The sequence below is a fragment of the Sorangium sp. So ce381 genome (assembly GCF_051473845.1).
GTDB lineage: Bacteria > Myxococcota_A > Polyangia > Polyangiales > Polyangiaceae > Sorangium > Sorangium atrum.
The window spans coordinates 1584683-1608392 of record NZ_CP150336.1 but is presented as its reverse complement, the minus strand read 5'-3'; the positions used below and the strand labels follow the sequence as shown (position 1 = coordinate 1608392).

Below are 23710 nucleotides of genomic sequence, written 5' to 3'. Positions count from 1 at the left end.
CGCACAAGCTATCACGCCACCGGTCCTCTGGGTACAGCGAAGAAGCGATTGGCAGCCTCACCGGTTCTACTTGCTTATCTGAGGATGCGGACCACGGAGGCAAAGCCAGGAGGGCAGGACGATTAGCACGAGGCAAACGACGATACCGAGCGATCGCAACGGCTTGTAGGCATGCATCGAAGAGGCGCCCCTGGTCGACGGGCGAGCGACCAGCGCCGCACGGTCACCCAGCTCAGGGCTCGTCGTCTTCGTCGTCGCCGAAGAGCACGCCGACCTGCAGCGGAGTCGCCTCGAACGGCTCGGCCCGAACCTGCTCGCCGCGCTCGGCGGCGAGGATCTCGACGTAACCTTCCTGCGTCCAGCGGTAGACGGCCAGGGTCTCTTCCTCGGGGTCGATGATCCAGTAGTGTGGAACCTGGTGCCGGTGATAGACGCGCTTCTTCTTGATGAGATCGTTCCGCTTGTTCGTCGAGAGGATCTCGCAGATCCAATCGGGGCGCACCATGATCGGTATACCGCGCGGGCGCTCCGGGACGCGGTCTCGTCGCCAGCCGACCACGTCGGGGCGGACGGTGTTCGCGGCGTCGAAGTAGACATCGACCTCGGTGGCGAACCACCATCCCCCGGGCCTGCGCCCGCCGGGGCGCTGATCGTAGGGGTCGACGTAGGCGGAGAGCTTGCGCTGCACGGCCCCGTGCTCGCCGGTCGCGGCCCCCTTCTCGACGATGCTGCCCTCGATGAGCTCGTGGCGCCGCTCCTCCTCCGGGATCGCAAGGAGATCCTCCAAGGTCGCGGGACGGGCAGCCTTCGGCGCGGATGCGGTCATGCCCCGAGGATAGCCAATCCCTTCGGGCGGTGCCTGGTGCGACGTGTTGCCCGCGCTGCCGGCGGCCTCGAGTCAACCTCCTCGACGAGATGGCCCGCTCGCTATACCGCGAGTGGTTCGTGAGCTTCCGGTTCTCCGGGCACGAGAAGGCGAAGCCGGTCGCATCCGGCTCGATCGAGCCGCGCGCCCTCTCGTCCTCGGACCTATCGAGGCGATGGTGCTCGTCTCGGTGCGGCGGGGCGCGGGGCGATCGTCAACATCGGCTCCTGCTAGGGGGTCGCGGGCGCGGGCACCGCCGCCGGCTTGCCGTTGGCCTGGCCGGCCTCGGTGGCCTTGCGGGCCTTCTCGCGCCGCGCCACCGCACGGCGGCGCCGCTCGTAGGCGCTCGTCACCTCGCGGGCGATCTCGGGGTGGCGCCGGAAGACGTGGGCCGCGATCTTCCGGATGGCGCCGACGCGCCCGACCATGAGGTGCAGCAGCTGGTTGCGGATCGTGGTCGCGGCGGCCGAAGCGCCGGCCTCGGGGGCCGCTTCCAGCGCCCGCCGTTGCAGATCCTCCGCGAGCTTCCTGGCCTCGGCGACGAGGCGCACGTCGAACGCCTCGTCCGCCTCGACCAGGCGATCCTTGAGCGGCTCCGCGAGCCCCGCGTAATCGCGGAGCGCCTGGGAGAGGGCGCTCGAGCGCTGGCCGTCCTGCGCGTGGAACTCCTTGATGCGCGCGAGCTGCGCGTCGGCGGGCTCGTCGACGTCGTCGTCGAGCAGGAACTCGAGCGCCGACTCGAGCTCATCGACGACGAACCGGGCGCGCTCGCCGAGATCGGCCACGGCCGGATCGACGATGAGGAGCAGCCGCGTCTGCGCCTCCTGCACCGCGTGCACGAGGGAGAGCAGCTCCTCGCCGCTCGATGCGGGCAGGCGGCTCTTGACCCGCTTGAGACCCGGGCGATCGCCGTCGGGCTCCCAGTACTTCTTCACGAACGCCGCGGCGGCGACCGCTTCACGCACGGCGACGTCGTACGGAATGTTCAGCGGGTTGTCGGTCCGCTCCGACCCGGCGGCGACCTTGACCCAGCGATCGAAGTCCGTTCCTTGCTTTGCCATGACTGCTTGACCCCTCCTCCTGCGATCCGCGCCCCTCGGGGCACGACGCAAAGCGGCAAGGATGAGCTCGGTCGTGGAGACGTCCAGCACGGAGCAGGATCTGGACACGGGTGGGGGGAGCCGGGAGGCGAGGCGGCGGGGTGGGATGTCCAGATGGGTGGGCAGGGTGTCCAGATGACCCCGCCCCCTGTCCAGATGGGCGGGCGGGATGTCCAGATGACCCCACCCCCTGTCCAGATGGGCGGGCGGGATGTCCAGATAAGCCGGGGGATGTCCAGATAAGCGAGGAGGACGTTCGAACGGCGGGGGCGCGCGAATGGCCGAGGCGGCGTCGATGCGCCAGGCGGCGCCGATCGCCTTGCGCGTGAGTGCGCGCCAGGCCTCGGTTGATCAGTTCAGCCGCCTGGACCCGCACCGGTGCAGCTGGAACACTCGCGTCCGTTGCGACCCGATACGTATCCAGTGTACCTCTGCCAGAGCTGGCACTCCTGCCGACCGCTCCCGGAGTTTCACTCGATGACGGACGACATCCCCGCTGTGCCTGAGGTCGCACGACCGCTGAAGGTTGCGGAGAAGACCGTCTACACGATGACCCAGAAGGTGAGGCCGCCAGCGTTCAAGGCGGAAGGGCAGCGGCGCTTCCGCCGGACGGACTTGGACGCCTGGCTCGGCGCGAAGACCCGCCGCGCCGTTGGCGAGGAGGAGTCGACGTGACTAGCCCCCTGACCGACCAGGATCGCTCTGCCTCCTACGGCGCTGCGGTGCTCGGCCTTCGCGCGCTCGACGCCGGCGAGACCACGCCGCGCCGCTTCGGCGCCGATGCGGAGGCGCGCTGGACGCAGTTCGCCGGAGCGCTCGCGCGCTACAGCCTCTCCGGTGCGCTCGCGCGCATCGTCAACGAAGCGGAGGGCGGGGACGCCCCGGCCACCCTGCTCGTGGTCCCGTCGCACGCCGACGGCAGCGCGCCCTCCATCGACGGTCGGCTGCCCGTTCCCGCGCCGCTGCCGAGCCAGCGGCTCGTCATGCCCGATGCGTGGCTGGCAAACGCCCACAGAGCCGAGAGTTCCCCATGATCGAAGAGATTACGCTCACCGATTTCCTCTCGTTCGGACCCGGTGCTCACACGCTGAAGCTGCAATCCCTCAACGTGCTGATCGGTCCCAACGGGTCCGGCAAGTCGAACCTGATCGAGGCATTCTCGGTGCTGCGCGCGGTTCCGAAGGACTTGCCGCTGCCGATCCGCCAAGGGGGTGGTGTCGACGAGTGGATCTGGCGTGGAGGTGCTCACGAGCGCGCTGATTCCGCGGCCATCGAGATCCTCTTCGTGCCTGCGGCGATCGCGCCCAGTGCAGTTCGGTACCGTGTCGCGTTCGGGAGCGAGGGAGGAAGCTTCGTCGTGCTCGACGAGCGTATCGAGAATCGCGACGGGTCGCCCAAGCCCTACTTCTACTTCGGCTACGAGAACGGACGCCCCATGCTGAACAGCGCGAAGACGAAGACGAAGCCGCGCGCCCTCGAGCGGGCCGACATCGACCGTACGCAGTCGATCCTGTCGCAGCGTCGCGATCCCGAGATCTATCCGGAGGTCGCGGCGACGGGAGATCGGCTCAAGCAGATCCTCATCTATCGAGCCTGGAGCTTCGGGCCGCAGAGCGCGATTCGTGCGGCGTGCGGTGCCGACGTGCAGACCGACCGGCTCCTGGAGGACTTCTCGAACCTGCCTGCCCGGCTGGCTGTTCTGAAGCGCACCCCTGCGACGAAGAAGCGACTGCTGGAGTTGCTCTCGGAGGTGGCTCCCGGCTTCACCGACGTGGAGGTCATCCCCGAGGGCGGACAGCTTCGGCTTTACCTCACCGAGGGCGAGCGCAACGTGCCTGCGCACCGGCTGTCGGACGGGACGCTGCGGTTCCTGTCGCTGCTGGCGATCCTCATCGACCCTGGCCCCGCGCGCCTGGTCCTCATCGAGGAGCCGGAGCTCGGCATCCACCCCGACGTGCTGCCGGCGCTGCGTGACCTGCTCCTCGAGGCGAGCTCTCGCTTCCAGCTGGTCGTCACCACGCATTCCACGCAGCTCGTCGACGCGATGACGGAGCACGCCGCCGCGGTCGTCGTCTGTGAAAAGGACGGGAGCACCTCGAAGATGACTCGCCTCGACGCCGACCAGATCGCGCGCTGGAAGGAGTTCGGCTCGCTCGGTCCGCTCTGGCTTTCCGGGCGTATCGGAGGCACGCGATGGTGAAGAGCAGCCATCCCACCCCGCGGCGCGCTCGCGAGCTTTACGTCGAAGGCGGCGGCGACAAGAACCCGAGCCTCGCGAGCGAGTGCAGGAGGGCCTTCAGCAAGCTCTTCGAGCGCGCGGGCGTCACGCAGAGGCCAAGGGTCATCGCGTGTGGCGGCCGCGGGCTCGCCTACAAGCAGTTCTGTGACGCGCACGCGTCGTCGGAGGCCGACACCTGGCTGCTCGTCGACGCGGAGGAGCTCCCGGAGGCGCAGTCACCGTGGGACCACGTGAAGGCACGAACGGGCGATGGCTGGGATCGCCCAGCCAACGGGAGCGACGACCAGCTCCACCTGATGACCGTCTGCATGGAGACGTGGCTCGCCGCCGACGTCGCTGCGATGAAGGACGTCTTCGGACCGAAGCTGGATGACAGCAAGCTCCCGGCCATCGATCGGCTCGAGAACATGGACAAGCAAGCGATTTACGAGGCGCTCGCAGCGGCCGCCAAGCCCACGAAGGCCGGCGCGTACGGCAAGGGCTCGCATTCTTTCAAGGTACTTGAGAGGGTCTCACCCGAAGCGATCCGCAAGCTATGGTGGGGCAAGCGCTTCCTCGACGCGATGGGAGCGACGAAGTGACCGCCCCGACCGGTTTGCCGAAGCTGCTGCAGCCCGCGCTCAAGGCGCTGGAGAAAGATCTGCTCGCGCGCGCGAAGACGGAGCGCGTCGAGCCCGGCCTGAGGAAGGCGTGGGAGGACGAGCAGAAGGCCGGCCAGACGGGGTGGCTCCTGGCCCGTCGCGAGGTGCTCGCGGGTGCTCCGTACCGAGCCGCCACCGCCCAGCCCGAACCTGTGCGGCCCCGCGAAAGTCGCCAGAATGCTCGGGCGCGCTCCTCACCGAGCAGCCGCCGCCCCCGAAGCCCGAACCCGTGCGGCGGCCGGCGAAGGTCGCCCGGATGCTGGCCCCCGCGCGCCACCTCCAGGGCACCATCGACCGGGGGCGCATCGCAGACCAGGCCCCCGTAGCCCGCAAGCTGGGGCCGCAGCGCGGGTCACGCAACGGCTCGACTTGCTTCATTTTCCCTCTCGCGCCCGACCTCCAGGCGGCCGTCCTGGCCCTCGAAGCCGTCAACGGCGCCGAGCCGATGGCCGAGCGGCCACTCCGGGCAGTGGCGCATGCGGGGAGCTGGGCCAGGCAGCGGGCGGCGTGGACTGGGCTCCGGAGGATCTGAGCGCCGACACCTCGCCCGTCTTGATGCCGCCCCATCCTCCGCCGTACTCTGGAAATGGCCGGAAGCCCACGCCTTCCGCCGCCATGGATTCCTGAACGGATGAGCGACGAGATACTCACAATCCAAGAGGTCGCGGCCTTGTTGAAGGTCGCCGACAAGACCGTCTCCACGATGGCCCAGAACGGGGAGATCCCAGCGTTCAAGGTGCGCGGGCAGTCGCGTTTCCGGCGCGCGGATATCGACGCGTGGATCCGCAGCAGGCGACCGCGCGTCGTGAGGAGGGAGGTCATGAGTAGCCAGTCGTCCCTCGCGCTGCCCATGACGCTCGCCGAGCTCGAGTCGCACCTCTGGGAGGCCGCGAACATCCTGCGCGGCAGCCCGGTCGACCGCACGGATTGGAAGTCGTACATCCTGCCGCTGCTCTTCTTCAAACGCATCTGCGACGTGTGGGACGAGGAGCACGCCGCGATGCTCGCCGAGTACGGTGAGGACTTTGCCGACGAGCACCGCTTCCAGGTGCCCGAGGGCTGCCACTGGTCCGCCGTGCGCCGCGCACCGAAGAACGTCGGCACAGCGCTCGCCAATGCGTTGCGCGGCGTCGAGGCCGCGAACCAGAAGCACCTCTACGGCGTGTTCGGCGACGCCCAGTGGACCAACAAGGACCGGCTGCCCGACGAGTTGCTCAAGGACCTCATCGAGCACTTCTCGGCGCTCTCGCTTGGCAACGCCCGCGTCGCTTCCGACGTGATGGGCGACGCCTACGAGTACCTCATCAAGCAGTTCGCCGACGCGACCAACAAGAAAGCGGGCGAGTTCTACACCCCGCGCAGCGTAGTACGCTTGATGGTCGACATCCTCGACCCGAAGGAAAACGAGACGATCTACGACCCGGCCTGTGGCACGGGCGGCATGCTGCTCGCGGCCGTTGAGCACGTACGCGAGCGCGGCGGCGATCCACGGACCTTCTTCGGCAGGCTGTACGGCCAGGAAAAGAACCTCACCACCGCCTCGGTCGCGCGGATGAACCTCTTCCTGCACGGCATCGAGGACTTCATCATCGAGCGCGGTGACACCCTTCGTAACCCGGTCTTCACCGACCCGAGCACCGGCGGCCTCGCGACCTTCGATGTCGTCATCGCCAACCCGCCGTTCTCGCTGGAGCAGTGGGGCCGCGAGGTATGGGAGACCGATCCGTGGGGGCGCGCATTTGCCGGGCTGCCCACGGACAGCAACGCGGACATGGCGTGGGTGCAGCACATGGTGAAGTCGATGGCGCCCAAGACCGGTCGCATGGCCGTGGTACTCCCGCAGGGGGCGCTCTTCCGTGGTGGTGTCGAAGCGCAGATCCGCAAGCATCTCCTCGAAAAGGATCTCGTCGAGGCCGTCATCGGCCTCGCACCGAACCTCTTCTACGGCACCGGCCTGGCCGCGTGCGTGCTGGTGCTTCGTCAGCGCAAGGAGAAGCGCAAGAAGGGCAAGGTCCTCATCGTCGATGCGTCCTCGGTGTTCCGTCGTGGGAGAGCGCAGAATTTCATGGATCCGGCGCATGTCACCGAGATCCACGCGTGGGTACAGGGCTTCGCCGACGTCCAGGATCGCGCGCGCGTCGTCGACCTCTCAGAGATCGAGAAGGAAGGCTGGACTCTGAACATCTCGCGCTACGTGCTTCCGCCCATCGGGGCCGACATTCCGCCGCTTCCGGTCGCTGTCGCCGCCTTCAAGGACGCCCTCGCGAAGTGCCGCGAGGCCGAAGACAACCTTCGTCGCGTCATGCGCGAGGGAGGTTGGCTGTCGTGACCACGCACATGACCCAGCAAGAGCTGGAGTCGTATCTGTGGGGGGCCGCTGTCATCCTGCGCGGCCTGGTCGATGCTGGTGACTACAAGCAGTTCGTCTTCCCGCTGATCTTCTTCAAGCGCCTCTCGGACGTGTGGGACGAGGACTACGCCGCCGCCCTCGCCGAGTCGAAAAGCGACACCAGGTACGCGACCGCGACGGCCGACGACCGATTCGTGATCCCGGACGGTTCGCACTGGAATAACGTGCGCGCCGCCGCAAAGGACGTGGGCAAGAAGCTCCAGACGGCGCTCCGCGCGATCGAGGCGGCGAATCCGGGGCGGCTCGACGGCATCTTCGGCGACGCGCCGTGGACCAACAAGGAGCGGCTGCCCGATGTTACGCTGAAAAACCTGCTTGAGCACTTCTCGGGGCAGACGCTCTCGATCGCGAACGTGCCCGAGGACGAGCTCGGCAATGGCTACGAGTTCCTCATCAAAAAGTTTGCCGACGACAGCGGGCACACGGCGCAGGAGTTTTACACGAACCGCACCGTCGTCCACCTCATGGTGCAGATGCTCCAGCCGAAGAGCGGCGAGACCATCTACGACCCGACCTGCGGCACCGGCGGCATGCTCATCTCGGCGCTCGCCGAGGTAAAGCGAAAGCGCGGCGAACACCGGACGCTCAAGCTCTTCGGTCAAGAGCGGAACCACATGACGGCCTCCATCGCGCGCATGAACATCGTGCTTCACGGTGTGGAAGACTGCGAGATCGCGCGCGGCGACACGCTGGCCGCGCCCGCATTCCACGAGGCCGACCAGCTGAAGACGTTCGATGTGGTCCTCGCGAACCCGCCGTACTCGATCAAGCAGTGGAACCGCGAGGCGTGGAACACCGACCGCTGGGGCCGGAACTTCCTCGGAACGCCGCCGCAGGGCCGCGCCGACTACGCGTTCTTCCAGCACATCTTGAAGAGCATGGCCCCGAAGACGGGGCGCTGCGCGATCCTCTTCCCGCACGGTGTGCTCTTTCGCAGGGAGGAGGCCGAGCTGCGCAAAAAGCTCGTCGACGCCGACCTCGTCGACTGCGTGTTAGGGCTCGGACCGAATCTCTTCTACAACTCACCGATGGAGGCGTGCGTCATCTTCTGCCGTTCCAAGAAGCCGCCGAAAAAGCGCGGCAAGGTGCTGCTCATCGACGCGGTGAACGAGATCGCGCGCGAGCGGGCGATGAGCTTCCTTCGCCCCGAGCACCAGCAGCGTATCGAGGCCGCCTATGACGCGTTCGTCGACCAGGAGGGCTTCGCGAAGGTCGCGACCATCGAAGACATCGCCGCACACGGCTTCAGCCTATCGATCCCGCTCTACGTCAAGCGGGCGATGGCGGCGACAGCGAGCGCCGAGGGCGAGGCAGCCAGGCTGCGCGAGGCTTGGGAGGCTTGGGAGACGTCCGGGCGGGCATTCTGGCGGCAGATGGACGCAATCGTGGACATGCTCGACACTCTCGTCAGTGACGATGCTGCGGTAAGCGAGCCCGAGGTGGCTAATGGCTAGGACGAGAGCCGGCTGGAAGCGGGTAAAGCTGGGCGAAATCGTGGAGCGACATGTAGAACGTGCCGGCGACGTCGCTGGTTATTCCAAGTTCGTTGGCGTCGATCATTTGGACACGCAAGACCTTCGGCTCCACCGACACGGCGTTATTGGCGTCGACGAGATTCCTCCGACCTTTCGGTTCGTCTTCCGGCAAGGCATGGTCCTTGTCCCCACCCGCCGGCCTCGACTTCGGAAGTGTGCTGTCGCGCCGTTCGACGGGCTGACTGGGGAAAAGATCCTTGTGTTGAAACCCACCGCTCGCAGCGACCTACATCCCGGTTTCATCGAACACCTGCTTGCGAGCTCGCCGGTCCAGAATTGGAACATCGCCAAGGAAGTCGGTTCCGTAACGCCCCATTTCCGTTGGACGGACATGGCGGAATTCGAATTCATACTGCCCCCGCTGGAGGAGCAGCGGAGACTCGCGGCCGTACTGCAACGGGCCGCTGATGTTGCCTGCGAATTCCGAAACGCAGCTGACATTGGAACGAAGACGAGAGACGCCCTTATCGTCGAGCTGTACCAGCGTGGTACTCGGGGCGAATCGCTGACGGCCACGGCCGTTGGTACCATTCCCCGCTCGTGGTCGGTCGAGCCGCTCGGCAATCGTTACAGCGTCCAGCTCGGCAAGATGATGTCGGAAACGGCCAGAGCCGGCAGCAATGGTGGATCGCATATTCCGTATCTGCGGAACGCGAACGTTCAGTGGAACAGGCTCGAGCTGGACGACGTGGCGACTATGTCGTTCACGGAAGCGGAGCGTGAGAAGTTCGCTCTCCGCCCTGGAGACATCCTGGCGTGCGAGGGACGACACGTCGGCAAATCCGCCATCTGGCGCAACGAGATCCCCGGTGCCTGTTATCAAAAAGCGCTGCATCGACTTCGGGCGAAGGGCGACGACGTCCCGGAGTTCCTTCTTCATTGCCTCTATTTTCTCTCGCTGACTGGACGGTTCGCCGCGCTCACTGGAGAGACGACCATCCCGCACCTCCCGGCCGAGAAGCTGCGTGCCATGGAGATCGCGTTCCCGTCGGTTGGCGAGCAAAAGGAGATCGCGCAAGCGATAGACTCGTTCGATCGCGGCTTCGACGCACTGAATAAACGCGCGGACCGCGCGGCGGAGCTGATTCGTTCGCTCACTGTAGAGGGTGCATGAGCTTCACCGAAGCCTCCACTGTCGAGAACCTGATCCGCGACCTGCTCTGCGGCGGCGTTACCCACCACACCGCCGTCGGCGCGGGCCTCGCGCGCAAGAGCGGCAAGCTCGCGGGCCTCGGCTGGCACTACCTGGCGCCCGCGAACATCCCGCGTCAACCCTACGAGGTTTTCGTCGAGGACTGGATCCGCGACGCGCTCATTCGGCTGAACCTCGAGATCGCCGCCGTTCCCGACCGCGCCGACGAGGTCCTCTACAAGCTGCGGGCGATTTTACTCGCGGTGCGCTCCGACGGCCTGCTCAAGGCGAACGAGGAGCTGACCGCGTGGCTGCGCGGCGACCGCTCGATGCCCTTCGGGCCGAACCACGAGCACGTCACCATCCGCCTCATCGACTTCGAGAACCTCCAAAACAACCAGTACGTCGTCACGAACCAGTTCACCTTCCGCGCCGGGCCCGCCGAGCGACGCGCGGACCTCGTGCTGCTCGTCAACGGCCTTCCCATCGTCCTCATCGAAGCGAAGACGCCCGTTCGCCAAGCGGTGAGCTGGCTCGACGGCGCACTCCAGCTTCACGACGACTACGAGAAGAACGTCCCGGAGCTCTTCGTCGCCAACGCGTTCAGCGTCGCCACCGAGGGCAAGGAGCTGATGTACGGCGCTGTTCGCATGCCGGTGGACCTGTGGGGCCCGTGGCGTGGCGAGGAGGAGGCGACGCCGGGCGCGCTCGCGGGGCTGAAGGCGGCGGTGAGCGGCCTCCTGCGCCCGGCGGTGGTGCTCGACATTCTCGCCCACTTCACGCTCTTCGCGACGGACAAGAAGAAGCGCCGCATCAAGGTCGTCTGCCGCTACCAGCAGTACGAGGCGGTGAACCTCATCGTGCAGCGCGTCCTCGCCGGCAAGCCGCGCAAGGGCCTCATCTGGCACTTCCAGGGCTCGGGCAAGTCGCTGCTCATGGTGTTCGCCGCGCAGAAGCTCCGGCTCCAGCCCGAGCTCGGCAACCCCACCGTCATCATCGTCGTCGACCGCATCGACCTCGACGCGCAGATCAGCTCGACGTTCCACGCCTCCGACGTGCCGAACCTGGTGAAGGCCGAGACGCGCGAGGACCTTCAGCGGCTGCTGAAGCAGGACACACGCAAGGTCATCATCACGACGATCTTCAAGTTCGGCGAGGCCGACGGCATGCTGAACGACCGCGGCAACATCGTCGCCCTCGTCGACGAAGCGCACCGCACGCAGGAGGGCGACCTCGGCATGAAGATGCGCGCGGCGCTGCCCAACGCGTTCCTGTTCGGGCTCACAGGCACGCCCATCAACCGGCGCGACCGGAACACGTTTTACGCCTTCGGCGCCGAGGAGGACGCGCGCGGCTACATGAGCCGTTACGGCTTCGAGGAGTCGATCCGCGACGGCGCGACCTTGAAGCTCCACTTCGAGCCGCGCCTCGTCGATCTGCACATCGACAAGGCCGCCATCGACCAGGCCTACCAGGCGCTCACGGGCAAGCTCTCCGACCTCGACAGGGACAACCTCGCGAAGGCCGCCGCCAAGATGGCGGTGCTCGTGAAAGTGCCCGAGCGCGTGCAGAAGATCTGCGAGGACATCGCAAGGCACTACCAGGACGCAGTCGCGCCCAACGGCTTCAAGGGCATGGTCGTGACCTTCGACCAGGAGTGCTGCCTGCTCTACAAGGCGGCGCTCGACAAGCTGCTGCCGCCCGAGACAACGGAGATCGTCATCTCCGCGACCGGGTCCGATGAGCGCTTCAAGCCCTACGCGCGCTCGCGGGACGAGGAAGAGAAGCTTCTTGATCGCTTCCGCGATGCCAACGATCCGCTGAAGCTGCTCATCGTCACCGCGAAGCTGCTCACGGGCTTCGACGCGCCGATCCTCCAGGTCATGTACCTGGACAAGCCCCTGCGCGACCACTCGCTTCTCCAGGCCATCTGCCGTACGAACCGCACCTACGGCGACAAGAAGACCCACGGCCTCATCGTCGACTACCTCGGTGTGTTCGACGATGTGGCGAAGGCGCTGGAGTTCGACGAGAAGGGCTTCCGCAGCGTCGTCGGCAACATCGAGGGTCTCAAGGCCCAGCTCCCCGAAGCGATGCAGAAGTGCTTCGCGTTCTTCCCCGGCGTCGACCGCACGCAGACCGGCTACGAGGGCCTGATGGCGGCACAGGAGTGCCTGCCGAACAACGACGTGCGCGACGCGTTCGCCGCCGAGTACTCGGTGCTCGGCAAGCTCTGGGAGGCCATTTCGCCCGATCCGATGCTGCTGCCGTTCGAGGTCGACTACCGCTGGCTCACGCAGGTGTACGTCTCGGTCCAGCCGACGAGCGGCACAGGCAAGCTCGTGTGGCACGCGCTCGGCGCGAAGACCATCGAGCTGATTCACCAGAACGTTCACGTCGATGCGGTACGCGACGACCTCGAGACCCTGGTGCTCGACGCCGAGCTGCTCGATGCGGTCATCGGCTCACCCAACCCGAAGAAGCGCGCAAAGGAGTTCGAGATCAAGCTCACCGCGCGCCTGCGCAAGCACATGGGCAACCCTCGCTACAAGGCGCTGTCCGAACGCCTCGAGGCGCTCAAGGAGCGACACGAGCAGGGGCTGGAGAACAGCGTGGAGTTCTTGAAGCAACTCCTCGAGCTCGCACGCGACCTCGTCCGCACCGAGAAGGACACGCCACCCGAGGAGGACGAAGACCGCGGCAAGGCCGCCCTCACCGAGCTGTTCCAGCAGGTGAAGAACGCAAAGACGCCCGTGATGGTCGAACGCGTGGTCGCCGACATCGACGGGATCGTGCGGCTCGTCCGCTTCCCCGGCTGGCAGAACACGGCAGCCGGCGAGCGCGAGGTGAAGCAGGCCCTGCGCAAGAGCCTGCTCAAGTACCAGCTCCACCAGGATGCGGAGATCTTCAAGCGCGCCTACGGCTACATCCGCCAGTACTACTGAGCGAGGCGCCGAGCTGCGTCTCGGTGCGACGCCTGGATGACCGTCACGCGCGGTCGTTGGCGATGCGACCGTCGACGATCTCGATGACGCGGTCACACTGCTCGGCGATGCGCGGATCGTGGGTGACGACGAGGAACGTCGTGCCGAGCTCGCGGTTGAATCGGCGCATCAACGCGAAGACCTCGGCCGACAACTCGGTGTCGAGGTTCCCCGTCGGCTCGTCGGCGAGGACGAGCGGCGATCGGCGCGACAGCGCGCGATGGCCACGCGTTGCCGCTGGCCGCCCGAGAGCGCGGTCGCCCTGAAATTCATTCGGTCGGCGAGCCCCATCGCTCCGAGCAGCTCGGCCGCGCGCACCTTCATGGTCGACGAAGGGAAGCCTTCGTCGCCCCAGGCGGGCGGCATCCCGTTCTGGAGCGCGGTGAACATGCGAGATGCCGTGTGCGCTGCACGGGCGCGCTCCGAGCCCGCGCCGGCTCAGTGACTCCGATGAGGTCGGAGGGGCTCGCTCAGCTCCTCGGCTCGCTCGGCGTCGTCCGTAGCTTCAGCAGAACTCACGTCAGCAATGACGACGCCATCGTGGGCTCGATGACCTCGCCATCGAGGTGCTCGGGGATCAGGTGGGAGAAGTCGTCGTCCGTGGTGAGCAGCGTCGCGCCGGCAGCCTTGGCGCAGGCCGCGATCCACAGATCGTTCTTTCCCATGTTGCGGGCGCCGTCGGGATGGCGCTGCGAGACCAGGTCGAGCTGCACGTACGCCTCGAGGACGGCTGGATGATTGATGTCCACAACAACCAGGCTGTCGAGCGCATTCGAGAGCGCCTTCAGCTTGGCGTCGCCCCAGGCGTTGCGCAGCGCGAGCACGCGCACCTCGCCGAGGCTGACCACGGACACGAGCGGACGTTGCGCAGCGGACCGCAGGCCGAAGCGCTCGTCGATGTACCGACCCAGCGCGTTACCGCGCACCAGCGGGAGAATCACGCTCGTGTCGAGGAGGTAGATCCGCTGGCTCACCGGATCGCCTCGAGCGCGCCGAGCAGCTCCTCATCGGTCTCGTCCCCCGGCCACGTGCCGAAGAACGCCGACACGCCAGTGGCCTCGTCCTGCGGCACCCAGGAGGCCACGGGCTTCCTGGCTGTGGCTTTTGGCGCGCTCTCGAACACGGTGTCACCAGCGCGCGCGGGGCCGAGATACTCGACGTCGATGACCAGGAGCTTGCCGGACGGACGGAACTGGGCCATGCCCGAAACCACCACCCGCGAGCCGAACAGGGTCTTGAGCTGCTCGTTGTCGCGGGCGTCGAGCCGGGCAGCCACGGCAGTGCCATCAGCCAGCGTGAGCATGACGTCTGACTTCGTCGCGGAGATCGTGTCCAGCGTGCCGGTCACACGCACGGCCTTGGGATCCGGGGTCTCGTCGCGAAGGAGCTCGATCTTGCCCACATCGTCGCGTCGCACGACGAGGGGGGCGTCGAGCCCAGCAATGCCTTCGAGCTGTACGCCATGAAAGCCGTCACGCGCAGCCCGAGCGAACCGGACGCAGGTGTCGAGCAGCGCGCGGTCGGCGAGCACGCGATCTCGGTCGCCCTTCACGACGCTCGCGAGCACCCCCGCGAAGATGTCCACGGCCGAGCTGCTCGTCTCGATCAGCCGCTGCGCCTCGACGAACAGCGAGAATCGATGCGCGCCTCCAAAGCGCTCGGGCGCCACGTCGGCCAGCGTCGGAGCCTCGAGCGCCACGACGGCGGAACCAGCGGTCAGCCCCGTGATTTCCACGCGACAAGCCACATCGAGCCACGCGGGTCGCGGCCCCTTGCGCGTGCTCTCGCCCTCGACGACGAAGCGCGTCGCCTGGCGGGCACCCTCGAGCAGCGCGCCGACCGTCTCGAGAAGCACGTCTGCCGGAACGCGAAGCTCGCCGCGCGTCCCTCCCAGCAGCGTCATGGTGTGCTTCTTCATCGCGGCCTCCCTCTCTATCTTCCGGTGTGCGGGCGCGACCGGCAAGGAGAGGAGGAGCCGTGAACCCCAGAGCGGGGAGCCGTTCACCGTGAACTCAAGAGCACCGCTCGGCCTCGGCTCTGCGTGGGCCGAACCTTGTGGCTCGTCACGCGCCACGTCTTGCTCTGAGCGCTCTCCTGGGTTCCGCGTGCGCGCTGCGTGAGCTGCGGAAAAAACAAAGAGGCCTTGCCAGATTTTCTGGCAAGGCCCCTTGTCGGCATGGCGCCCTGACCGGGTCGCCTCGGCGAAATAGCTCCAGCTGCTGGACTCGAACCAGCGACCCGGCGGTTAACAGCCGCCTGCTCTACCAACTGAGCTAAGCTGGAATGCGTTGGAGACGGGCGCGAGGATAGTCGGCGAGGCCTTCCCGTCAAGCGAATCCGCACCGCCGCTGAAGTTTACGTGACGCCCCGGTGTGCTCGGCCGCTCCGCGCGAGATTGCCCGCCCGGCGTGCTTCTGCGACAACCCCGCCGTGCAGCGCGCCGCCGTGCCCTTCCCGCCGCCGCCGGACGCTCCGGCGCCCTCGGATCCCCCGCACTCCGCCCCGGATCCCTCGCGAACCGCCGCGGACCCTACGCAGGCCGCCCCGGCGCCTGCCGCTTCCTCTCCCTCCCCTTCCGCCCCGACCTCCCCCGCCACCGCCCGCTCCGCCGGCCGCGGCGGCCTCGCCATCGCCGGCGCCAAGGTCTCCTTCATCCTGTTCGGCTTCGTCCAGCAGCTCATCCTCCCGCGGCTGCTCGGCACCGACGGCTACGGCGCGGTCTCCGTCGTCCTCGCCGGCGTCGGCGTCGTCAACAACGTCATCGTCGCGACCGGCATCCAGGGCGTCTCGCGCGCCGTCTCCAGCGTCGCGGAAGAGGACGTCGCCGCCGCCTTCCGCCGCACGCTCGCCCTGCACGCCGTCCTCGCCGTCGTCGTCTCCGCCGGCTTCGCGCTCCTCGCCGGCGCCATCGCCGACTTCTCCGAGGCCCCGCACGTCGCCGGCCCGCTGCGGCTCGCCGCCGCCGTGGTCCTCCTCTACGGCCTCTACGCCCCGCTCGTCGGCGCGCTCAACGGCCAGCGGCGCTTCGTCACGCAGGCCGCCTTCGACGTCGGCTACGGCGCGCTCCGCACCGCGAGCATCGCCGGCTTCGCCTTCCTCTTCCTCCGCGCCGGCCAGAGCGGCGTCCTCGGCGCGATCGCCGGCTTTGTCGCCGCCGCGACCGTCATCGTCCCCCTCGCCCTCACCAGGACCGGCCTCGGCCGCCGCGGCAGCGCCGGCCCCTCGATCCGCGAGCACGCCGCCTTCCTCCTGCCGCTCGCCGTCTCGCAGACGTTCCTGAACCTCCTGCTCCAGACCGACTTCTTCCTCCTCCGCCGCTTCCTCGGGCAGGCCACGAGCGGGCTCGCGCTCGGCGCGAACGCCGCGGACGACCTCATCGGCGTCTACCGCGGCGCGCAGCTCTTCGCGTTCCTGCCGTACCAGCTGCTCCTCTCGGTCACGTTCATCCTCTTCCCGATGCTCGCCCGCGCGCACGCCGAGAACGACCGCGCCGCGGTCCGCCGCTACGCCATGACCGGCGTCCGCCTCTCGTTCCTGCTCACCGGGCTCCTCTGCGCCCCGATCTCGGGCCTCGCCCCGCACGTCCTGCGCTTCGCCTTCCCTGTCGAGATCTGGAGCCGCGGCGGCGACACGCTCCGCGTGCTCTCCCTCGGCATGGGCGCGTTCGCCGTCCTGGGCGTCGCCTCGGCCGCGCTCACCAGCCTGCACCGGGAGCGCGCGGCCGCCGCCCTCACCGCCGCCACCGTCCTCCTCGTCGCCACCGGCTGCTCGATCGCCGTCCCGCGCGCCGCGTTCGGCCCCGACATGCTCGTGCGCTCCGCCGTCGCCACCTCGCTCGCGCTCGCCACCGCCGCGGTCGCCGGCGGCGTCCTGCTCCACCGCGCCGCCGGCGGCTTCGTCCCGGCCCGGACGGCGCTCCGCGTGGGCGCCGCGCTGCTCGCCGCGATCGCCGTGGGCGCGCAGCTCCCGTGGCTCGGCAAGATCGCCGTGCTCGGCGAGGCGATCCTTGTCGCCCTCGTGTACCTCGCCGTGCTCGTCGCCACGCGCGAGGTCGGCCGCGAGGACCTCGCTGCCCTCAAGCAGGCGTTCGGGCGCGGCGCGCGGCGCGCCTAGCTCTGCCGTCAGGAGTCCGGCCAGGATCCCGAGAGAGATTTCAACGCAAAGGCGCAAAGGCGCAAAGGCGCAAAGGCGCAAACCTGCATGAAATCTGCTCTTTTTTGCGTCTTTGCGCCTTTGCGCCTTTGCGTTGAAATCTCCCTTCATACATACGACGCCCGCGTCCGTCCCGACGCGCGCCCTGCGCCCCCGCCTACAGCTGCTTCCACGCCCTCTTGACCGTCAGCCGGCGATCTCGCATACGGCCTCTCCCCCCAGCCCGGCCAGCGCCGCGCCCGCTCGAAGGCCGAGCGGGGCCCCACGGCGCGCCGGGCACGCACAGGCAGGCGAAGACGTGGCCCCTCAATTCATCTTCACGATGCAGGATGTCCGGAAGGTGCACCCCCCGAACAAGGAGGTGCTGAAGGGCCTGTGGCTCTCCTTCTACCCGGGCGCGAAGATCGGCGTCCTCGGCTCGAACGGCGCCGGCAAGAGCACCCTGCTGCGCATCATGGCGGGCGTCGACAAGGAGTACCTCGGCGAGGCGAAGCCCGCCGACGGCATCCGCATCGGCTACCTCGCCCAGGAGCCGCAGCTCGAGGCCGGCAAGACCGTGCAGGAGCACGTCGAGATGGCCGTCCACGAGGTCCGCTCCCTCGTCCAGCGCTTCGAGGAGATCGGCGCGAAGCTCGGCGAGTCGCCCCCCGACATGGAGGCGCTCCTCGAGGAGTACGCCGCCCTCCAGGACAAGATCGAGGCCGCGAACGGCTGGGAGATCGACCGCGTCGTCGAGCGCGCCATGGACGCCCTCCGGCTGCCGCCGCCCGACGCCGACGTCACCAAGCTCTCCGGCGGCGAGCGCCGGCGCGTCGCCCTCTGCCGGCTCCTCCTCGAGAAGCCGGACATCCTGCTGCTCGACGAGCCGACCAACCACCTCGACGCCGAGAGCGTCGCCTGGCTCGAGCGCTTCCTCCACGAGTACCCCGGCACCGTCGTCGCGGTCACCCACGACCGGTACTTCCTCGACAACGTCGCCGGCTGGATCCTCGAGCTCGACCGCGGCGCCGGCATCCCGTACGAGGGCAACTACACCGGCTGGCTCGAGCAGAAGAAGAAGCGCCTCGAGCTGGAGCAGAAGCAGGAGAGCGCGCGCAAGCGCACCCTGGAGCGCGAGCTCGAGTGGGTGCGCCTGGCCCCCCGCGCGCGCCAGGCCAAGAGCAAGGCCCGCCTCGCCGCCTACGAGACGCTGCTCGCCGAGGACAAGTCGAAGAAGGTCGAGGAGAACGAGATCCACATCCCCGCCGGCCAGCGGCTCGGGAACGTGGTCGTCGAGGCCGAGCACCTCCGCAAGGGCTTCGGCGACCGCGTCCTCATCGACGACCTCAGCTTCTCGCTCCCGCGCGGCGGCATCGTCGGCATCATCGGGCCGAACGGCGCCGGCAAGACCACGCTCTTCCGCATGATCATGGGCCTCGAGAAGCCCGACGGCGGCGCGCTCAAGCTCGGCGAGACCGTGGAGCTCGCGTACGTCGACCAGTCGCGCGACGCGCTCAACCCGAACAACAACGTCTGGCAGGAGATCTCCGGCGGCGAGGATCGCCTCCTCGTCGGCAAGCGCGAGGTCAACTCGCGCGCGTACGTCGCGAGCTTCAACTTCGCCGGCAGCGATCAGCAGAAGAAGGTCCGCGATCTCTCCGGCGGCGAGCGCAACCGCCTCCACCTCGCCAAGCTGCTCCGCCGCGGCGGCAACGTCCTCCTGCTCGACGAGCCCACCAACGACCTCGACGTCGACACGCTCCGCTCGCTCGAGGAGGCGCTGCTCAACTTCGCCGGCTGCGCCGTCGTCATCAGCCACGATCGCTGGTTCCTCGACCGGATCGCGACCCACATCCTCGCCTTCGAGGGCGACAGCAAGGTCGTCTGGTTCGAGGGCAACTACGCCGACTACGAGGCCGACCTGAAGCGCCGCCTCGGCGCCGACGCGGCCGAGCCCCGCAAGCTCCGCTACCGCAAGCTCACCGCGGGCTGACCCGGCCTGCCTCGCACGCCGCCCCCGCGGCGTTCCACCCTGGAGCACGATTCCGGTCGGGTGCGACGCGCACGCACCGGTATTTTCCTCGCACAGGATCACCCCACCCACGTAAGCGTCCGACCGCGCTTCAGCTAAGCTGCGCACCGATGCACGGCACGAGGAGAAAGGGCTCCCCGCCGAGCGCCCGCAGGGACTGGGGGCGCCTCGCCGTGCGCTTTTTGTGCGCCGTGTTCGCGGTGATCGGCGCGATCCCGCTCGCGCTCGGCTTCCTCGTGCGCACCGAGACGGTGCGGGCCTGGGCGGCGCGCGAGACGGCCGCGCTGCTCGAGCGCGAGCTCGGCATCACGGCCCGCTACGACGTGCGCGTCCAGGCCTGGCCCCTCATGGTCGGCCTGAACCGGCTCGTCGTCGACTCCTCGGACGGCGGCGCGCCGTTCCTCGAGCTCGAGCGCGTGGCCATCCGCCCGCGCCTGTTCTCGCTGCTCGCGGGGCACATCGACGCGGGGGACGTCGAGATCATCGGCCCGCGCGTCCGCGCGGTGGTGAAGGACGGGGAGCTCCGGAACCTCACCCTCCCGAGCACCGGCAAGGGCGGCGGGGGCGGCCTCGGCCGCGCGCCGCTCTCCTCGGTGGCCATCACCGACGCGCGGCTCGACCTGACGATCGACAACGTCCGCGTCCAGGCGACCGAGGTCGACGTCGACGTCTCCGCCGAGCCGTCGGACGCGTTCGAGATCGCGATGCGCTCCGGCCTCGTCTCGGTCGTCCGCACGCACCCCGCGCCCGGCCGCGAGGCCGAGGAGGACAGCGTCGACGAGGACGTCGTCTGCCGCTTCGACACGCGCGTCCGCGTCGAGCCGGGCCGCGCGCTCGTCCGCCGGCTGATCCTGGAGGGCGCCGCCGACTTCGACCCGGATCCCGGCACCGCGCCGTCCTGCGCGCTCCAGGACGGCGACTGGCGCCGGGTGGAGCTCGAGCTCGGCGCCCTCCGCGCCGTCGGCCTCGGCGACGGCATGCCCCACCGGATCGAGGGCCGCGTGCGGGCGCGCCTCCCCGTGCCGATCGTGCACCGCTTCGTGAGCCTGCCGCCCGCGTCCGGCTCGGTCTCGCTCGACGTCGACGCGGAGTACGACGCGGCGTCCGCGCCGCTCGGCCTGGCGCTCCCCCGCGTCAAGGGCACGCTCCTGCTCGACCGGCCGGGCCTCGACGGCAGGGTCTTCGTCACGCGCCTCGCGGGCAGGGTCTCGACGACCCCGGACGCCGTGCAGCTCTCCGACGCCGACGTCGCCTGGGCCGACGGCACGCTGAAGATCTCGAGCGCGGAGATCAAGCCGTTCGAGAAGGGCGTGCCGCTCCAGGCCGGGCCGATCGATCTCGCCAACGTCGAGCTGCCCGGCCTGCTCCGCGACCTCGCGGTCCACCCGCAGGCGCACGTCGCGTGGACGCTGCGCGAGGGGAGGTTCGATCGCTTCGGCGGCACCCTGTCCCCGCTCTCCCTCGAGGGCCCGCTCGCCGTGCAGACGCACGGCTTCGAGATCTTCGATCACCCGACGAAGGACCCTGCCCGCAAGCGCCTGATGGGCGTCAAGGAGGGCACGGTCCGCGGTTCGTTCCAGGTGCGCCAGAACGCCGTCGTGCTCTCGGGCTTCTCGGTCGACACGCCGAGCTCGCACCTCAGGACCACCGTCTCGCTCGGCTTCAACGACCAGCTCGGGGTCGAGGTCCACCCGGGCTCGCGCGTGGACCTCGCCGAGGTCTCCCCGCTCGCCGCGCTCGAGCTCGCCGGCGTCGCCACGCTGAAGGCCGCGATGCACGGCTCGTACGCGCACCCGAAGCTCACGGGCGAGGTCGGCATCGAGAAGTTCGTGTTCGGCGGCTTCCCCATCGGCGACCTCGAGCCCTCGCCGGTCGCGTTCGAGCCGCTCGCCCTGACGCTCGAGAACGCGCGGGTGCGGCACGGTGCGAGCCGCGTCCGGATCCCGTCGATCAAGGTCGATTTCGATCCGGCCGGCAACCTGCCCAAGGGCCGCCCGCTCGACAGCTCGTCGGGGATCGTCGTCGTGGACGCGACCGTCGACACGCGCGAAGCGCCGCACCTCGCCGCGCGCGACCTCCTCGAGGTGCTCCGCCTCGACAAGGATCCGCGGTTCGCCGCCTACAAGGCGACCGCCAGCGGGACGGCCCGCGCCCACTTCGCGCTCGGCGGCCCCGAGGACCGCTGCGGCGGCGGCTACCTCGCGGTGAACGCGGGCATGCGGCTCACCGGCATCGAGCTGCTCGACGAGCGCTTCGACGAGGGCGAGGTCGACCTCGACATGATCTGGGACGACCAGGCCGCCGGCGCCGACGGCATGCGGCTCGACGTCCGCTCGGCGTCGCTGCGCAAGGGCACGGGCTCCGTGCTGGCGAGCGCCTCCGTGGCGCACGGCGGCGCGCTGAAGGGGAGCGTCATCGCGAGCGGCCTCCCGCTCTCGCGGATCGACGGGCTCGGGGCGGCGGCCTCGCAGTTCGACGGCTCGGTGTCGGTCGTCGCCAGCCTGGGCGGCACCGTGAGCAGGCTCTCCGGCTTCGCGGACGTCCACGTCTCGCGCGTCGGCATCCGCCGCACGCACGCGAGCCTGCCGCCCTCGCGGGTCGAGCTCACGATCGTGCCGAACGACAAGGCGCCGAAGATCATCGGCAGGACGCCGATCTGCGGCAACCCCCAGGGCGCGCCGTTCGACCCGGCGGAGTACGACCGCGACCTCCCCGACGGCTCCCTCGTCGCGAACGGCTCGCTGTTCGGCGGGCAGGTCGCGCTGAAGGGGCTCCGCGTCACGCGCCAGCGGCGCAAGATCGTGGACGGGGACGTGCGCATGGACGCGCTCGACCTGGGCACGCTCGCGAACGTGATCCCGGGCGCCGCGCTCGCGGCGGCGCCGAAGGGCACGATGACCGGGTCGCTCGACATCGAGCGGCTCCCCCTGGCCGATTTCCGGCAGGCGGCGCTCACGCTCACGGTCGACGCGCTCAAGCTCGAGCGGGAGGGCCAGGGGGTCCACCTCACGAGCCCGAGCGGCCCGATCCGCCTCGCGGGCAACACGCTGAAGGTGCCGGAGCTCCACCTCGAGGCGCACACCGCCTCGCGCCTGTCCGCCGCGTTCACGGCGTCCGGCGAGGTCAAGCGGGTGTTCACGGCGCCGGACCTCGACGTGGCGATCCGGGTCAGCCCGACGAACCTGTCGCGGCTCAGCGCCGACATCCCGCAGATCCGGCGCGCGCGGGGCACGGTGCAGGCCGAGGTCCATGTGGCCGGGCCGCTCCAGGGGCTGAGCTACACGGGCTCGGCGACGCTCAAGGAGGGCGAGCTCGACGTGGTCGGCCTGCCGGTGTCGCTCGACGACATCGACGTGGAGTTCGCGATCGGCGGCGACCAGGTGCGCCTCACCCGGGCGAGCGCGCGGGTCGGCACGGGCACGGTGACCGCGGTGGGGCACATGCCGGTGCGCGGCCTGACCCTCGGCACGGCGCAGGCCTCCATCGTGGCGACCGGCGTGAAGCTGCCGGTCGCGGAGGGGGTGAACCTCACCGCGAACGCCAACCTGACGGCGAGCTTCCGGCCCGGCGTCGAGGACGACGCGTCGGGGGAGAAGAACCTGCCGCGGGTCGAGGGGAAGATCACGCTCACGTCGTTCAGCTACACGCGCCCCATCCTGATGAGCATGGACCTCGGCGATCTCACGGGGCGCCAGCGGACGACGGTGCAGACCTACGACCCCGCCGCCGACGTGGTCCGGTTCGACGTCACCGTCGCCTCGCCGAACCCGCTCCGCTTCTCGAACGATCTGGCCGACATGCGGCTCGAGGTCTCGCAGCCCGGGCTCGCGCTCTCGGGCACGAACCAGCGCTTCGGCGCGCGCGGCACGCTGCGCATCCTGCCCGACTCGAAGCTCATGCTGCGGAGCACCGAGTTCGAGGTCCGGGACGGCTACGTCCGCTTCGACGATCCGTTCCGCATCGCGCCCAAGGTCGACGTGCGCGCCGAGAGCGAGTACCGCCGCTACACGGCGACGAGCACCGCCGCGGCGGACGCGACGTCGGGCGCGGAGCCCGCGGCGCCGACGGCCGCGGCCGCGGGCAGCAGCGCGAACTCCAGCGGGCTCTGGCGCATCAAGCTGCACGCCCAGGGCGACGCCGACAACCTCCAGCTCAACCTGACGAGCGATCCGCCGCTCAGCCAGGAGGACATCGTCCTGCTGCTGACGCTCGGCATGACGCGCGCCGAGCTCAACCAGGGCGCCGTGTCGTCGCTCGGCGAGACCATGGGCCTCGAGGCGCTCTCGTCGCTGACCGGCGCCGACAAGGCGGTGAAGACGATGGTCCCCCTCATCGACGAGTTCCGCTTCGGCACCGGCTACTCGTCCAAGAACGGCGCCCCGGAGCCGACGGTGACGATCGGCAAGCGCATCACGGACGCGGTGCGCGCCAACGTGACGACTGGGCTCTCGCAGGGCAGCCAGGTGCGCGCGGGCGTCGAGGTGAAGCTCAGCGACCGGATGAGCCTCCAGGGGTCGTACGACAACTCGAGCGACGCCTCGAGCTCGCCGCTCGGCAACGTGGGCGCCGACCTGAGGTGGCGGCTCGAGTTCGAGTGACGCTCGAGCCGAGGATCGAGCTCGAACGACGCTCGCGCGGCGC

Annotated in this window: 15 protein-coding genes, 1 tRNA gene and 1 pseudogene; 11 read left to right on the top strand and 6 right to left on the bottom strand. The window is 69.0% G+C overall.

Annotation, left to right across the window (positions count from 1 at the left end):
* Positions 1–232: 232 nt before the first annotated feature.
* Positions 233–826 (bottom strand): Uma2 family endonuclease, encoded by a 594-nt coding sequence (locus tag WMF29_RS05970; RefSeq protein ID WP_437327899.1) that lies wholly within the window; start codon positions 824–826, stop codon positions 233–235.
* A gap of 269 nt (positions 827–1095) precedes the next feature.
* Positions 1096–1926, bottom strand: coding sequence for a hypothetical protein (locus WMF29_RS05965; RefSeq protein ID WP_437327898.1), 831 nt, complete (start codon positions 1924–1926; stop codon positions 1096–1098).
* 516 nt (positions 1927–2442) lie between these two features.
* Here WMF29_RS05965 and WMF29_RS05960 point away from each other — a divergent pair.
* The 8 genes from WMF29_RS05960 (at position 2443) to WMF29_RS05925 (ending at position 12867) form a co-directional block, all read left to right on the top strand.
* Positions 2443–2640, top strand: a complete 198-nt coding sequence (locus tag WMF29_RS05960; protein ID WP_437327897.1) for a helix-turn-helix domain-containing protein — start codon at positions 2443–2445, stop codon at positions 2638–2640.
* Positions 2637–2999, top strand: coding sequence for a hypothetical protein (locus tag WMF29_RS05955; RefSeq protein WP_437327896.1), 363 nt, complete (start codon positions 2637–2639; stop codon positions 2997–2999). Before WMF29_RS05960 ends, WMF29_RS05955 begins: the two co-directional genes overlap by 4 nt.
* Positions 2996–4165, top strand: a complete 1170-nt coding sequence (locus tag WMF29_RS05950; RefSeq protein ID WP_437327895.1) for an AAA family ATPase — start codon at positions 2996–2998, stop codon at positions 4163–4165. The genes WMF29_RS05955 and WMF29_RS05950 overlap by 4 nt, the downstream gene beginning before the upstream one ends.
* On the top strand, positions 4159–4785 hold the full coding sequence (locus WMF29_RS05945; protein WP_437327894.1) for a DUF4276 family protein: 627 nt from the start codon (positions 4159–4161) through the stop codon (positions 4783–4785). The genes WMF29_RS05950 and WMF29_RS05945 overlap by 7 nt, the downstream gene beginning before the upstream one ends.
* A gap of 646 nt (positions 4786–5431) precedes the next feature.
* Entirely contained in the window at positions 5432–7174 is a 1743-nt protein-coding gene (locus WMF29_RS05940) for an N-6 DNA methylase (protein WP_437327893.1), read from the top strand.
* Positions 7175–7182: 8 nt separating this feature from the next.
* A complete protein-coding gene (locus WMF29_RS05935; protein WP_437331088.1) occupies positions 7183–8709 on the top strand; it encodes a type I restriction-modification system subunit M in 1527 nt (508 codons plus the stop codon).
* On the top strand, positions 8702–9904 hold the full coding sequence (locus tag WMF29_RS05930; RefSeq protein WP_437327892.1) for a restriction endonuclease subunit S: 1203 nt from the start codon (positions 8702–8704) through the stop codon (positions 9902–9904). Before WMF29_RS05935 ends, WMF29_RS05930 begins: the two co-directional genes overlap by 8 nt.
* Positions 9901–12867 (top strand): type I restriction endonuclease subunit R, encoded by a 2967-nt coding sequence (locus tag WMF29_RS05925; protein WP_437327891.1) that lies wholly within the window; start codon positions 9901–9903, stop codon positions 12865–12867. The genes WMF29_RS05930 and WMF29_RS05925 overlap by 4 nt, the downstream gene beginning before the upstream one ends.
* A 43-nt stretch (positions 12868–12910) precedes the next feature.
* Here the strand turns inward: WMF29_RS05925 and WMF29_RS05920 are convergent.
* The 4 genes and pseudogenes from WMF29_RS05920 to WMF29_RS05905 all read right to left on the bottom strand — a co-directional run.
* Positions 12911–13290 (bottom strand): annotated as a pseudogene (locus tag WMF29_RS05920) (ABC transporter ATP-binding protein); the annotation flags it as partial.
* 131 nt (positions 13291–13421) lie between these two features.
* Positions 13422–13880 (bottom strand): PIN domain-containing protein, encoded by a 459-nt coding sequence (locus WMF29_RS05915; RefSeq protein WP_437327890.1) that lies wholly within the window; start codon positions 13878–13880, stop codon positions 13422–13424.
* A complete protein-coding gene (locus WMF29_RS05910; RefSeq protein ID WP_437327889.1) occupies positions 13877–14869 on the bottom strand; it encodes a hypothetical protein in 993 nt (330 codons plus the stop codon). Before WMF29_RS05910 ends, WMF29_RS05915 begins: the two co-directional genes overlap by 4 nt.
* A 247-nt stretch (positions 14870–15116) precedes the next feature.
* A tRNA-Asn gene (locus tag WMF29_RS05905) sits at positions 15117–15189 on the bottom strand.
* Between the two features lie 87 nt (positions 15190–15276).
* Here WMF29_RS05905 and WMF29_RS05900 point away from each other — a divergent pair.
* From WMF29_RS05900 to WMF29_RS05890, 3 genes are all read left to right on the top strand, one after another.
* The gene (locus tag WMF29_RS05900) at positions 15277–17019 is read left to right on the top strand and encodes a lipopolysaccharide biosynthesis protein (protein ID WP_437327888.1); all 1743 of its coding nucleotides are present in this window, start codon (positions 15277–15279) and stop codon (positions 17017–17019) included.
* A gap of 337 nt (positions 17020–17356) precedes the next feature.
* Positions 17357–19030 carry an energy-dependent translational throttle protein EttA gene (gene ettA / locus WMF29_RS05895; protein WP_437327887.1) on the top strand — a complete coding sequence of 558 codons (1674 nt, stop codon included), beginning with the start codon at positions 17357–17359 and terminating at the stop codon, positions 19028–19030.
* Positions 19031–19179: 149 nt separating this feature from the next.
* Entirely contained in the window at positions 19180–23667 is a 4488-nt protein-coding gene (locus WMF29_RS05890) for a translocation/assembly module TamB domain-containing protein (protein ID WP_437327886.1), read from the top strand.
* Positions 23668–23710 lie beyond the last annotated feature (43 nt).

Coding starts and splice junctions, on each gene's coding strand:
- WMF29_RS05970 (WP_437327899.1), bottom strand. CDS start 826: ATGACCGCATCCGCGCCGAAGGCTGCCCGTCCCGCGACCTTGGAGGAT.
- WMF29_RS05890 (WP_437327886.1), top strand. CDS start 19,180: ATGCACGGCACGAGGAGAAAGGGCTCCCCGCCGAGCGCCCGCAGGGAC.
- WMF29_RS05940 (WP_437327893.1), top strand. CDS start 5,432: ATGGCCGGAAGCCCACGCCTTCCGCCGCCATGGATTCCTGAACGGATG.
- WMF29_RS05965 (WP_437327898.1), bottom strand. CDS start 1,926: ATGGCAAAGCAAGGAACGGACTTCGATCGCTGGGTCAAGGTCGCCGCC.
- WMF29_RS05950 (WP_437327895.1), top strand. CDS start 2,996: ATGATCGAAGAGATTACGCTCACCGATTTCCTCTCGTTCGGACCCGGT.
- WMF29_RS05930 (WP_437327892.1), top strand. CDS start 8,702: ATGGCTAGGACGAGAGCCGGCTGGAAGCGGGTAAAGCTGGGCGAAATC.
- WMF29_RS05960 (WP_437327897.1), top strand. CDS start 2,443: ATGACGGACGACATCCCCGCTGTGCCTGAGGTCGCACGACCGCTGAAG.
- WMF29_RS05935 (WP_437331088.1), top strand. CDS start 7,183: ATGACCCAGCAAGAGCTGGAGTCGTATCTGTGGGGGGCCGCTGTCATC.
- WMF29_RS05945 (WP_437327894.1), top strand. CDS start 4,159: ATGGTGAAGAGCAGCCATCCCACCCCGCGGCGCGCTCGCGAGCTTTAC.
- WMF29_RS05925 (WP_437327891.1), top strand. CDS start 9,901: ATGAGCTTCACCGAAGCCTCCACTGTCGAGAACCTGATCCGCGACCTG.